The following is a 12,844-nucleotide window of genomic DNA, read 5'->3' as shown; positions in this document are numbered from 1 at the left end:
TGTGAGACGCTGACATGTTGGTGGTCCTCCTTCTCAACTCGGTTGGTTGACACCCCGAGCCTGCCTCACGGCAGGGACGAGGTGGAGGACCGCCACTCAAGTTCTACGACGCTCGGGACAACCTCGCTGCATCGCCTCCCAGCAGTTCGAGTTCCGACCGTCCCGCGAGGCCTACCTGCCGGGGGGCTCGTTCTCGACCGGCGACATGGTCGAGTTCTGGAACGCGACCGTCGGCGCCGCCCTCGGCGAGGGGGGCTACCAGTTCGCCCGGGCGGTCGGCGAGATGACGTGGGCCCTGCGCGACGCGCCAGGTGTCGAGGAGCTGGTCGGCTACGAGTCCGAGCTCAACCGGTACATGCCCAAGTACCCCCAGCTCGTCCTCTGCCTCTATGACCTGAAGCAGTTCGGCGGCGGGATCGTCGTCGACATGCTCAAGACCCATCCCAAGCTCCTGCTCGGGGGCATGCTGCTCGACAACCCGTACTACCTGTCCCCCGACGAGTTCCTCGCCACGAGGTAGGGCGGCCAGGGCTACGCGTTCACGGGAGGCGCGGCGCCCGAAGGCGCCCCATGCTGGCCTGCACGAACAGGCGGTCGGGCTCAGCCCGACCAGGAGGGAGACCAGCATGACCACACGAGGGCTACTTGCTCGCATCGAAGCTGCACCAGGCAGAGAGGACGAGCTGGAAAAGCTCCTCGCGGGAGCACGCTCCATAGTCGATGCTGAACCGGCGACGACGGCCTGGTTCGCCCTGCGGTTCGGGCACGGCGAGTACGGCATCTTCGACGCCTTCCCCGACGAGGCGGGGCGACAGGCCCACCTGGACGGCGGCGTGGTCGCGGCGCTGCAGGAGCATGCCCACCTCCTCGATGGAGAGCCGGTCCTGGAGACGGTCGACGTTCTCGCCGACAAGCTCTCATCGGGCGCAGTAACGAAAGGCCTCCTGTTGCGCCTCCCGATCAAAGCGTCGCACGCGGATGACGCCGAGGCGTTCCTGCTCAGCGGGCAGGCGGTGGTGGCGGGAGAGCCGGCCACGACCGCATGGTTTGCCATCCGGTTCGAGGGCGGTGACTACGGCGTGTTCGACGTGTTCCCGGACAAGCGGGGCCGGCGAGCCCACCTCGCCGGTGACATCCCCAAGCAACTGGCCCTGCACGGCCTGCCGTGGCTACGCGGCCTCCCGAGCATGTCTCTCGCCGACGTCCTCGCGCAGAAGCTCTGACCCTCCCCTCGCGGCGGGCGGCACCGCCGGCTGCCGGGCCCTCAGCCGCTGTCGGCGAGGGTCCCGGCATGTCGTTGCCGCCTCCGGGCCCGACACCACGTGATTACGCGGCCACGTGATGTGTCTCGGTCCCGCGCATGAGTGGATGGGGCGATGACGACATTGCGCAGATGCGAGCACCTCGACCTGGTCCAGCGGGTCGCTCCTTCGTCGTGGGGGTGTACCGACTGCCTGGCCGCGGGACATCGTGGCTGGGTCCACCTGCGGCTGTGTATGACGTGCGGTCATGTCGGCTGCTGTGACAGCTCGCCCCGGCGACATGCCAGGGCCCATTTCCTCTTGGCCGGCCACCCGATTGTCCGCTCCTACGAGCCGGGTGAGCGGTGGTTCTACTGCTATGCCGACGACCTCATGTTCGAGGTCGAAGGCGCGCCGCCCAGTGCCTCTCACCCCTGACCGCTGGACTACGCGGTTGCGCCGGTTGCCTTGGACCCCAGAGGTCTAGAGACACGCGTCGAGCCGGCCTCTGGTGGGCCCGAGGGAGCAGATCGAGGTCGCGGCCCAGGTACGCGAGGTGCTCTCCCCCCACACAACCTCCGGACGCTCCCAGCAGGATGTCGAGAGCCCGAACCTGCGGCTGCACGGCGCTGGCGAGCTCACAGACCGGCTCCGAGCAGGCCGCCAAGCTCGGGAGATCGGGACCAATGGCCCTACGGTGGGGGCCGCGGACTGGCGACAATCGGTAGGTCGACACCGTTCGGCGACGCTCAACTGACAACTTTCGTGAGGTCCGCGACAAGTTCGTGAGTTCCGCACCAGTGCCCTGGCGCGCAGCTCTCGGTCCTCGGCGAGGAGACGATGGCTGCACCAACCCGTCCTGAGATGATCGAGGAAGCCACCTCGCGTGTGCGGTGGCCCGTCCTGCTGGTCGAGCGCCCGGTGGGCGAGCCTACCGACCTCGCCCGGCTTCTCGTCGAGGGCGGGTTGGACGTGACCAGGGTGACCGATCTGGCCGAGGCCCAGGTCGGGCTGGCTTCGGAAGCCTTCGCCGGGGTCGTCGTGGACCTCGACCGTGGGCCTGGCGACGGGCCCGAGGTGGTAGCCGGGGTGCGAGCGACTGCCCCAGGCATCCCCATCGTCGCCTTGACCGCGGGCGACGCAACCGGCCCCGCGGGCCGCGCCGCTATGGCCGAGGGGGCCTACGAGTGCGTGAGCACCAGCGGACCGGCGGCCGCCGGGCTGGCCCGGGGGGTCGCCCACGCCATCGAGCTAAGCCAGGCGCGCGACCGGCTGCAGCGGGCCGAGGCCGAGCACAGGAGCGTGCTGGGGTCGCTGGCCCCGGGCGTGGTCCTTCACGACCCTACGGGAGCCATCACCTACGCCAACCCCTCGGCCCGACGCATGCTCGGCCTGGGCGTGGACCCGTCGACCGGTCTCACCGCGATGCTGCCCGGATGGTCGGTCGTGGCCGAGGACGGGACCGACCTGCCGTGCCTGTGGTTCCCGGTGACGGCTCCGTCGAGGTCGGGGGCCGACGTCTCGGGAACGGTGCTCGGGGTGCGCAGCCCCGAGGGCCACGTGTGCTGGGCGCAGGTGTCCAGCCGGCCCGTGCCGGGCCCTCAGCGCCCGCCGTATTCGGTAGTGGCGTCCTTCTGCGACGTCACGGCCTGGCGGGGCGCGATGGAGTCCTCGACGTTCCGCGCCGCCCTGCTCGACGCCGTGGGCCAGGCCGTGATCGCCACCGACGCCGAGGGCCGGATCACCTACTGGAACCGGGCGGCCGAGTCCCTCTACGGATGGGGAGCGGCCGAGGTCCTGGGGCGGCCGGTGCTCTCGGTGACCCCCCCGGCCGAGACGGCCGGAGCCCTGGCCGAGACCTGGGCCGGTCTGCTCGGGGACGGGAGCGGGACTGCTCTGGTGGAGCAGGTGCGTCGTGACGGCTCGACGTTCCTGGCCGATGTGACGGCATCCTCGGTGCTCGACCAGCACGGACATACCGTGGGCTTCATCGGCACGTCGACCGACGTCACCGAACGGGAGGCCGAGCGCCGCTCGCTGGCCGCGTCCGAACGCAGCCTGGCCGAGGCCCAGACCGTGGCCCACCTCGGGAGCTGGGAGTGGGATAGCACCGCCGACGATGTCCGGTGGTCGGACCAGCTTTACGCCATGTTCGGGCGGGACCGGGCGACGTTCCGGCCCACCTACGAGGAGACGCTGGCCGCCATGGTCGACGAGGACCGCTCGGCGATCGATGCCACCCTCAGGCAAGCGCTGGGCCAGCACCAGCCTTTCCACATCCTCTTCAGGATCAGGCGGCCCGATGGTGAGGTGCGATGGCTCGAAGGGCGGGGGGCCCCGGCGGCCAGCCCCACCCCCGGCGCAAACCGCTATGTGGGCACATCCCTCGACGTGACTGATCTCCAGCGGGCGGCCCAGGCCCTGCGCCAGAGCGAGGAACGCCTGGCCGAGGCCCAGCGGGTCGCCCACCTCGGCAGCTGGTCGCTCTCGCTCGAGCAGGACGTGCTCGAGTGGTCGGACGAGACCTACCGCCTTCTCGGTTACGAACCGGGCGAGGTGGAAGCCAGCATCGAGACCTTCCTGGCTCGCCTCCATCCCGAGGACGCATCTCGCCTCCGGGCGGTGATCATGTCCACCGCACCGGCCAGCACCCCGACCACCTGGGAGGACGAGTCGCGTGTCCTGCTCCCTGACGGACACGTGCGATGGCTGGGTTCCCGGGTCGAAACCGTGATGGCGCCCGACGGGGGCTTGGCCGGCTACCAGGGGACCTGCCTCGACATCACCGAGCGCAAGCGGGTGGAGGACGAGCTCGCCCACCTCGCCCTCCACGATGCCCTGACCGGGCTGCCCAACCGGGCGCTGCTGGGGGACCGCCTGGAGCAGGCCCTGCGCCAGAGCGTCCCACCGGCGCCGGCGGTAGCTGTGCTCTTCTGCGACGTGGACCGGTTCAAGTTCGTGAACGACAGCCGGGGCCATCCCGTGGGCGATGCTCTACTCCAAGCGGTGGCCCGCCGCCTGGTCGAGACCACCCACCCCGACGACACGGTCGCCCGCTTCGGCGGCGACGAGTTCGTGGTCGTGCGGACCGGTGTCGGCTCGGCCGACGAAGCCGAGGCGATCGGCACCGGGATCGCCCGCTCGTTCGACGCTCCCTTCCGCGTCGGGGGCTCGGAGATCCATGCCAGCGCCAGCGTGGGTGTGGCCGTCGGGCGCGCCGGTGACAGCCCCGACGCCCTTCTCAGCGCGGCCGACGCCGCCGTCTTCCGGGCCAAGTCCCGGGGCGGGGCCCAGGCCGCGACGTTCGACACTTCTCTGCGGGACCAGGCTGAGGCCCGGGTCGTGAGCGACACCGCCCTGCGCCGGGCGCTGCGCCAGAGCGAGCTCTATGTCCTGTACCAGCCCATCGTGTCGCTCGGGTCGGGGCGGATCGCGGGGGCTGAGGCGCTCGTCCGCTGGGACCATCCCGAGCGGGGTGCATTGGCCCCGGCCGAGTTCATCCCTCTGGCCGAGGAGACGGGCCTGGTCGTCCCCCTGGGCATGTTCGTGCTCGACGAGGCGTGTGCCGCCGTGTCGCGATGGGGTGGTCCTGACCGCTCGGTGTACGTGTCGGTGAACGTCTCGGCCCGCCAGCTCTCGGTACCGGGCTTCGCGGCCATGGTGGCTGAGACCGTTGCTCGCCATCGTGTCGACCCGGCCCAGCTCGTCCTGGAAGTGACCGAGGGGGTCTTCATGGACGACACCGACTTCTTCGTGGGCGTGCTCGGAGACGTGAAGGCAGGGGGCGTGCGGGTGGCCCTCGACGACTTCGGCACGGGCTACTCGTCGCTGTCCTACCTGCGCCGCTTCCCGCTCGACGTCCTCAAGGTGGATGGTTCGTTCATCCAGGAGGTCGTCGAGTCGCCCAAGGACTCGGCCATCATCTCCGCCGTGGTGGGCATGGCCCGCGCCCTGGGGGTCCCCACGGTCGTCGAGGGCGTGGAGACGGATGCCCAACTGGCACACCTGCGGGCCATCGGGTGCGAGTACATACAGGGCTTCCACGTGTCCCATCCCATACCAGCCGACCAACTCGCCGAGCTCATCGAGGCGGTCCCGTCGTGGTAGCGGCCGCCGGGGGCGCCGTTGCCGAACTCGCCACCCCCCTCGTCCTCGGGACCGTGCGCCGGCTGCTGCGCGCTCGGACCGAGGAGGAAGTGGTCGGCGCCCTGATCGACGTCGTTCGCGACCTCGGGGGGGTGATAGTCCCCCCGAGCGAGAGCGGAGCGGACCAGCTCCCCGTGGACGTGACCTTCGGCCTGGGTGGTCCCCTCGTGCCCAGCGGGAGGCCCGAGGTACTGGCCACCCTTTCGGAGGTGCTGCCCCCGCTCGTGGACGACGCCCATGTGGCGCTGGAGCGGGCCCGGGTCCAGGTCCACCTGGCCGAGTCGGCGGCCACCGACGTCCTCACCGGGTTGGCCAACCGCCGGTCGACCATGCGGGTCCTGGCGAGGCTGGGTCGCGGGGACACGGTCGCCATGGTCGACCTCGACCACTTCAAGAGGGTCAATGACACCTATGGCCACGACGCGGGCGACGCCGTGCTCCGTTCGTTCGCCCGGGCGGTTCGGGGCGTCGTCCGGACCGCGGACACCGCGGGGCGCATCGGCGGGGAGGAGTTCGTGCTACTGCTCCCCCACACGTCACCGGCGGGGGCCGTCGAACTGCTGGCTCGCCTGCGGGTGGCATGGGCCGCGGTCCGGCCCTACGAGGTGACCTTCTCGGGCGGCGTGGCCGCCGTGGGGCCGTCGGGGCCTCGCGCCGCGCTGGCCCGGGCCGACTCCGCCCTGTACGCGGCCAAGGGCAATGGCCGGGACCGCGTGGAGGTCGCAGATGGCTGAGCAGCCGTGGGCCATGGTCAGCGAGCTGGCTGTCGAACCGCAGGGAGCCGAGGCCCTCGAGGAGGCGTTCCGGCACCGGCTCGGAGAGGTGGACGGCCATCCCGGGTTCGTCCGCCTGGAGGTCTGGCGCGACCCGCGCCGGCCCGGGCGCTACCTCATGGTCTCGTGGTGGGACAGCCGCGACGCCTTCACGGCGTGGATGCGCTCGGAGGCGCACCGCCGCTCCCACGCCCGGGTGCCAACGTCGCCATCGCCCAGGCCCGTGCGGTTCGATCGGTACGTACGCAGTCGGCCCACGAAGCCGGCGTCCCCGTGATCGCCGGTGGGCGGGGGCTTGGGCCGGACGGCCACCGGGCTCGCACGCTCGGCTGTGACCTGTGGGCGCCCTCGGCGCGGGCCGGTGCCGAACTGTTGAAGGGCCCCGCCCCCGACCGCTTCCGGGAGCCGTCGGCCGACCTCGGCTCGGCTCTCGCCCTCTCGCTGAGCCGTGACGAGCTCGTGGCCGCGGCCATGGAGGCCTTGGTCCACCGCCTCCCCCTGCTCGCCCAGTTCGACGAGGAGAAGCTGGCTCGCACCCGCGAGGACTACGGGTTCATCGTCAGCTTCGCGGCAGCCGCCATCCTTACTGGTGACGAGCGGTTGTTCGTCGAGTTCCTGGGCTGGCTCGACGGGCTCCTCTGTGCCCGCGGGCTCCCGCCCGGCACCCTGGCCGTTTCCCTCGACGCCTTGGCGGATGCCCCGTGCCCTCCCTCGCTACTCGGTCTGCTCGAAGAGAGCCGGGCGGGGTCGGCTCTGAGCGCGGCCCGAGAGAACACCTGAGCCGGGAGGCCGACTTGTCCAGCCGGGGAGCCCGGCAATCGCTAAACCCGGAGCCCCGGGGCGCCGATCATCAGATCGCCTGTACGGACGTGGGGGATGCGGTCATGGTGGAACAGGGAGCCAGAGCGGAGGACCGGGAGGGACCGGCGCGGCCGGCGGGTGGGCCGTTCGGGGCACGAGCTCGGGCGCTGGTCTCCTTCATCCGGTCGTCCCTGCCCCGAGGAGACCGCCTCGACGAGATCGTCTGGCGTCGCCGTCACCGCGCCATCACGCTCCTGCTCTGGGCCTTGGTGGCCTTTGGCCCGCTCTACGGGGGGTTGCGTGGACTGCCCTGGTTGCACAGCGTCGGCGATTCGGCGGCCGCCGCCGCCCTAGCCGTGGCCGCCCGTCTCGGGACGAGCCGGCGGTGGCGCAGTAGTTGCACCACCGTCGGGCTGTTCGTGGCGGCTGCCTCCTACGTCCACATGTCGAGCGGGCTGATCGAGGCCCACTTCCTGTTCTTCGTCGCCCTCGGGGTCATCACCCTCTACCAGGACTGGCGGCAGTTCTTCTTGGCCGTGGGCTTCACCCTGGCCCACCACGCGGTCGTAGGGGTGCTGGACCCGGCCGGCGTCTACAACCACCAAGAGGCCCTGGACCACCCGCTCCGCTGGGCGGTGGTCCACGCCTCCTTCGTGGTGGCCGCCAGCGTGGCCAACATCGTGGCCTGGAAGGCCAACGAGGACCATGCCGTGCGTGACGCCCTCACCCGCCTGCCCAACCGGGTGGCGTTCACGGAGCGGCTGGAACGGGCCCTGGCCGCCGGGCCCAGGTCCGGGCTGGCCGTGCTCTTCATCGACTTGTGCGGGTTCAAGAAGATCAACGACAGCTGGGGCCACGAGGCCGGGGACGAGGTGCTCGTGGAGGTGGCCCGTCGCCTGCGCCACGTGGCCCGGCGGGGAGACTCGGCCGCCCGCTTTGGAGGCGACGAGTTCGCCCTCCTGCTCCTCGGTGTCTCCCAGAGCGAGGCCGAGGCGGTGGCCCGGCGGGTGAACTCCCTGCTTCGCGAGCCGCTCGCCCTCCGCGACCGCGAAGTGTCGGTGGCGGCCAGCGTGGGGGTTGCCTTGGCCGAGCCGGGTTCGAGCGCTCCCAACCTGATGCGCAACGCCGACGTCGCCATGTACGTGGCCAAGAAGTCCTTCGGTCCGCTGGGCGGTTACTCGGTGTTCGACGCGGCTATGCACGAGGCGGCCGTCGCCCGCTTCGACCTCGAGATCGAGCTCCAGGCGGCCATCGACCAGGGCCGGCTGCGGGTCGAGTACCAGCCCGTGATGGAACTGGCCTCCAGGCGTCTCGTCGGGCTGGAGGCCCACGTCCGCTGGCCCCATCCCGAGCGTGGTCTGCTGGGGCAGGACGACGTGTTCCCGTTGGCCGAGGAGACCGGCCAGGCCGTAACCATCGGCCGGTGGTTGCTCCTGACCGCTTTGGGCGATCTGGCCGAGTGGACGCGCACCACCGGAGGCGGGCGGCCCCTTTACGTCAGCGTGAATGTAACCAGGTCCCAGCTGCGCTCCGCGTCGATGGTGGCTGAGGTAGAGGCGGCGCTAGCCACCACCGGGGTGGGCGCCGCCAACCTGATGCTGGAGGTCACCGAGACATCCGTCGCCGGCGAGCCCACGGAGATGGCGACCCTGCAGCAACTGCACTCGCTGGGTGTGCGCTTGGCCCTTGACAACTTCGGCACCGGCTACTCGTCGCTCTCCTACCTAGCCCAGTTGCCGGTCGACCACCTGAAGATCGACAAGTCGTTCACCGACGACCTTCCCAGCGGGCCCAATGCACGCGTGGCGGCGGCCGTGTTCGCCCTGGCGGACTACATCGGGCTGACCACCATCGTCGACGGCGTCGACCGTGACGACCAGGTGACGGCCCTGATCGGATTGGGGGCCCGCGTGGGGGAGGGGGCCTTGCTCCACTCGCCGGTAAGCGCCGACGAGGTGGCAACCCTGCTGGCCCGACCTGAGGTGCAGGCCCTTGCCCCTGGCGCAGCCTCCGGCCCAGGGCCGGTGCTTGTGGTCGAGGACGACCCGGTCATGGCCGCCATCCTTCAGAGGTACCTCTCGGGAATGGGCCACGAGGTGGCCTTCGCGACCAGCGTCGAGCAGGCCTGGGAGATGGCCCGGGCGGTACCGCCTGCCCTCGTGCTGCTCGACCTAGGGTTGCCGGGCCGCGACGGCTGGTCACTCGTGTCCCGCCTCCGGAGCGACTCCGAGCTGGGCGGAACGCCGGTGGTCGTCGTATCCGGGCGGGCAGACAAGGCGACCGAGGAACGGGCCGGCGCCGAGGGGTGCGGCTTCGTCCCCAAGCAGGAGAGCCACACCCGCCTGGTCCCTCTCGTGCGCAGCATCCTCGTCGCCGCATAGTGCTTCAGGAAAGGTTTACCGAGTCGAACCTTGAGCGTGGAGGCACCAGGAGGCGCTAGGCGGCGGGCCCGTCCATCAGCAGCTCTCGGACGGCTCCCAGCAGTTCGGCTTCCGAGAACGGCTTCTCGATCAAGCGGACCCCCTCATCGAGAGTGCCCTGAGAGGCAAGGACCGGCTGGGCGTAGCCCGACATGAAGAGCACCTTCGCGGTCGGCCGCAAGGCCGTCACTCTCTGGGCAACCTCCTTGCCCAACATGTTCGGCATGATCACGTCGGTCAGCAGCAGGTCGATGTCCTCGCCGTGCTCGAGAGCGATGGCGAGGGCCTCGGCCCCGCCCGCGGCTTCCAGGACCCGGTAGCCGTTGCGGGCCAGCACCCGGCGCGTCACCTCACGGATGGCGTCCTCGTCCTCGACGACCAGGACCGTCTGGCCGGTCCCGCCGGCATACGCGGCCGGGCCGGCGGCGCCGGACGCGGGTGCGGCCGCGACGGCGGGCAGAAGGGCGGACACCGTCGTCCCCCGGCCCGGCTCGGAGGCGATGTGGGCGTGGCCCCCGGCCTGGGCGATGATCCCGTAGACGGTGGCCAGGCCGAGCCCGGTGCCCTGGCCCTTCGGTTTGGTGGTGAAGAAGGGCTCGAAGACCCGGTCGAGGTGCTCGCGCGGGATACCCGTACCCGTGTCCTCTACCCGCAGGCACGCGTAGCGCCCCGGGGGCATACCGGGGGCCCCGGCCGGGCTGACGTCGTGCCCTTCGGGGCCATCGGTGACCTCGACATTGGCGGTCCCGATGGTGAGCTCACCGCCCGCGGTCATTGCGTCACGGGCGTTGACTGCCAGGTTCACCAGCACCTGGTCGATCTGTCCGGGGTCAGCGAGCACGCTCCACAGGTCAGGAGCCAGCGCGGTACGAAGCTTGATGTGCTCCCCGATGGTGCGCCGCAGCATCTGCTCGGTCTCGGCTACCCGGTCGTTGAGGCTGAGGACCTCCGGCCGCACCACCTCTCGTCGCCCGAAGGCCAGGAGCTGATGGGTGAGGCGGGTGGCGCGCTCGGCGGCCCGCTGGATCTGGGCCACGTCGTTGCGTACCGCCGCCCACCGGCTCTCGGGCCGCTCGGCTACCTCGGCCTCGAGCTCCTCGGCCACGAACCCGGAATAGCTGAGGATCACCGCCAGGAGGTTGTTGAAGTCGTGGGCCACCCCTCCCGCCAACTGCCCGAGGCTCTCGAGCCTCTGTGACTGCCGCAACTGGCTCTCGAGCCGGGCACGTTCGGCTTCCGCCTTGAGCCGCTCGCGAGCCGCTTGGGCCTCGATCCGTTCGGAGACGTCGCGCACGGCCGCGGAGACGAGTACGCCCTGCTCGGTGACGAGAGCCGAGAGGCTGATCTCAGCTGGGAACTCACTGCCGTCGCGGCGCCGGGCGGACAGCTGCATCCCGGCCCCCATGGGCCGCGCCCGCGGTTCGAGGAAGTACCCGGCCCGGTGCCCGGGGTGTACTCCCCGGGCCGCTTCCGGTACCAGGATCTCGACGTCCTGGCCCATGAGCTCCTCTCGGGAGTACCCGAACAGGTGCTCGGCCTGGGCGTTGACCAGAGCTATCCGCCCCTCGCCGTCGACGCCCAAGATGGCGTCGGGGGCGGCTTCGAGCAGGCCCCGGAACTTGGCGTCGGCCGCCGCCGCCCTGGTCATGTCCACGCTTACTTCGAGGACAGCGTCGGGCTGGCCCTGGTCGTCACGGCGCAGTGACCACTGGCTGGCGGCCACCACCAAGCGGCCGTCCCGGCTCCGGTGCCTGAGCTCACCCTCCCACTGGCCCGCCTCGACGAGCATCTCGTGGATCTCCCCCAGGGGCGCCGGTAGCTCGGTCCGCAGGAGGGCATGCACCGGTTGCCCGACGGCCTCGGCCCGCGTCCAGCCGAAGAGGCGTTCGGCCCCTACGTTCCAGAACGAGGCTCTGCCCTCGATGTCGCGTACGACGATGCTCACCGGGGTGAGGTCGAGCAAGGCCGCCTGGGCGGCGGTCCTGGCCAGCTGCGCCTGCATCGAGAGCAGGTAGAGGCGCTGGTCGGTCGTGTCCCGGAACATGACCACTGCGCCCGCGACCCGGCCGTCCCGCCAGATGGGGCCGGTGGTGTATTCGACGGGGAAGCACGTGCCGTCCGACCGCCAGAGGACCTCGTGGGGCGTGCGGCTCGAAGTCCGGTCGCGCATGGCCCGGTTCATGGGGCAGAACTCGGCGGGGTAAGGCGAGCCGTCGGCCCGTCGGCTATGGATGACCTCGTGTATGTCCCTGCCCTCCAGCTCACCCGGCTGGTACCCGAGGGCCTCGGCGGCCGCCTCGTTCATGAAGAGGCAGCGGCCCTGGAGGTCCACGGCGAAGATGCCGTCCGGGGCCGCGTGGAGCACCTCGGTCCCCAGGCCGCGCTGGCTACCCTCGCTCATTGGGCGCGGGGCCACTCAGGGAAGGCCACCCGATGGGCCTGACGAGGCGTGCACATGGGCTCGTGGGGTCAGCCCGCCCAGCCGCGACAGTCCTTCGTCACAACCCGCAATGGTACCCAGGGACCGGTGGCGGGGCGGTGGCCGGGTGACGTCAACCGAGACCACGGGTGATGCGCAGCAGCGCAGGGCCCAGGACGACCACGAAGAGTGACGGCAGGATGCAGAAGACGAGCGGGAACACCAGCTTCACGGGCATCTTCTGGGCACGCTCCTCGGCCCGCGACGACCGCTTGTCCCGTTGCTCGACGGACTGCGCCCGGAGAACGGCGGCAATGGGCACCCCGTAGCTCTCGGCCTGAGAGACGGCATGGGCGAACTGGCGGAGCTCGGCCACGTCGGTGTCCTCGGTCAGCCGCCGTAGCGCCTCCTTGCGCGACGCTCCGAGCTGCACGTCCTGAAGGGCTCGGCGCAACTCTTCGCTGAGCGGCCCGTGACCGGTGGATGCGACCTTGGCCAGGGCGGCGTCGAACCCCAGACCTGCTTCGACGCATATCGTCAGTTGGTCGAGCGTGTCGGGTAGGGCGTTGCGGATGCGGCCCTGGCGCTGCCTGGCGCGGCGGGCCAGGGCGTAGTCAGGCAGGAGGGCACCGGCCACCAGGGCGGCCGGGACGACCACGAACGCCTGGGCCGTGCCTTGGGCGGCGGCCCACGCCACTCCCCCGGCGACGGCCACCACGCTCACCGCCAGCTTCACCACCAGGAACTGCTCGGGGGTGACCGGGCGCCCGGCCAGGCGGAGGCGGTGTTCCATGGCGGCCAGGACCCCCGCGGGCGTGAGCCGTCGGCTGCGGTTGGCGAGCGCCTTCAAGACGGGTACGACGGCGCGGTCGCGCACCGGCCGGGCCAGCACCATGGCCCTCATGTCCCGGCGCACGGCCAGGCCCGATGCCAAGTTGGTGCTGGCCCGGCGTTCCCGGGCCCGTCCCGACGAAAGAGCCAGGAGGGCCAGGGGCACCGACGAGACGATGGCCAGCGACCCGAGTACGACTACGAGCGACACAG

General features: G+C 71.0%; 9 protein-coding genes and 1 pseudogene. 8 read left to right on the top strand and 2 right to left on the bottom strand.

Annotated features, from left to right (window positions below; genetic code table 11):
* Positions 1-46: 46 nt before the first annotated feature.
* From AB1673_13585 to AB1673_13550, 8 genes and pseudogenes are all read left to right on the top strand, one after another.
* Positions 47-520 carry an MEDS domain-containing protein gene (locus tag AB1673_13585; GenBank protein MEW6154998.1) on the top strand — a complete coding sequence of 158 codons (474 nt, stop codon included), beginning with the start codon at positions 47-49 and terminating at the stop codon, positions 518-520.
* Between the two features lie 106 nt (positions 521-626).
* Positions 627-917, top strand: a pseudogene (locus AB1673_13580) (antibiotic biosynthesis monooxygenase).
* Positions 918-1,376: 459 nt separating this feature from the next.
* A complete protein-coding gene (locus tag AB1673_13575) occupies positions 1,377-1,679 on the top strand; it encodes a UBP-type zinc finger domain-containing protein (protein ID MEW6154997.1) in 303 nt (100 codons plus the stop codon).
* A gap of 426 nt (positions 1,680-2,105) precedes the next feature.
* Positions 2,106-5,348: an EAL domain-containing protein gene (locus AB1673_13570; GenBank protein ID MEW6154996.1), complete on the top strand. Its 3,243-nt coding sequence runs from the start codon at positions 2,106-2,108 to the stop codon at positions 5,346-5,348.
* Positions 5,342-6,121, top strand: coding sequence for a GGDEF domain-containing protein (locus AB1673_13565; protein ID MEW6154995.1), 780 nt, complete (start codon positions 5,342-5,344; stop codon positions 6,119-6,121). Before AB1673_13570 ends, AB1673_13565 begins: the two co-directional genes overlap by 7 nt.
* Positions 6,114-6,437 (top strand): antibiotic biosynthesis monooxygenase, encoded by a 324-nt coding sequence (locus AB1673_13560; GenBank protein MEW6154994.1) that lies wholly within the window; start codon positions 6,114-6,116, stop codon positions 6,435-6,437. Before AB1673_13565 ends, AB1673_13560 begins: the two co-directional genes overlap by 8 nt.
* 95 nt (positions 6,438-6,532) lie before the next feature.
* On the top strand, positions 6,533-6,940 hold the full coding sequence (locus AB1673_13555) for a hypothetical protein (GenBank protein ID MEW6154993.1): 408 nt from the start codon (positions 6,533-6,535) through the stop codon (positions 6,938-6,940).
* A 104-nt stretch (positions 6,941-7,044) separates the two neighbouring features.
* Positions 7,045-9,342: an EAL domain-containing protein gene (locus AB1673_13550; GenBank protein ID MEW6154992.1), complete on the top strand. Its 2,298-nt coding sequence runs from the start codon at positions 7,045-7,047 to the stop codon at positions 9,340-9,342.
* A 55-nt stretch (positions 9,343-9,397) separates the two neighbouring features.
* Here AB1673_13550 and AB1673_13545 read toward each other — a convergent pair whose 3' ends face one another.
* Together AB1673_13545 and AB1673_13540 are read right to left on the bottom strand one after the other, a co-directional pair.
* Positions 9,398-11,782, bottom strand: coding sequence for a PAS domain S-box protein (locus AB1673_13545; protein MEW6154991.1), 2,385 nt, complete (start codon positions 11,780-11,782; stop codon positions 9,398-9,400).
* A 151-nt stretch (positions 11,783-11,933) separates the two neighbouring features.
* On the bottom strand, positions 11,934-12,842 hold the full coding sequence (locus tag AB1673_13540) for a type II secretion system F family protein (protein MEW6154990.1): 909 nt from the start codon (positions 12,840-12,842) through the stop codon (positions 11,934-11,936).
* Between the last annotated feature and the right edge of the window lie 2 nt (positions 12,843-12,844).

It is taken from the genome of Actinomycetota bacterium (assembly GCA_040754375.1).
Classification (GTDB): domain Bacteria; phylum Actinomycetota; class Acidimicrobiia; order Acidimicrobiales; family AC-14; genus JBFMCT01.
The sequence above is the reverse complement of the archived record's forward strand: the minus strand, read 5'-3'. Positions and strand labels throughout refer to the sequence as shown.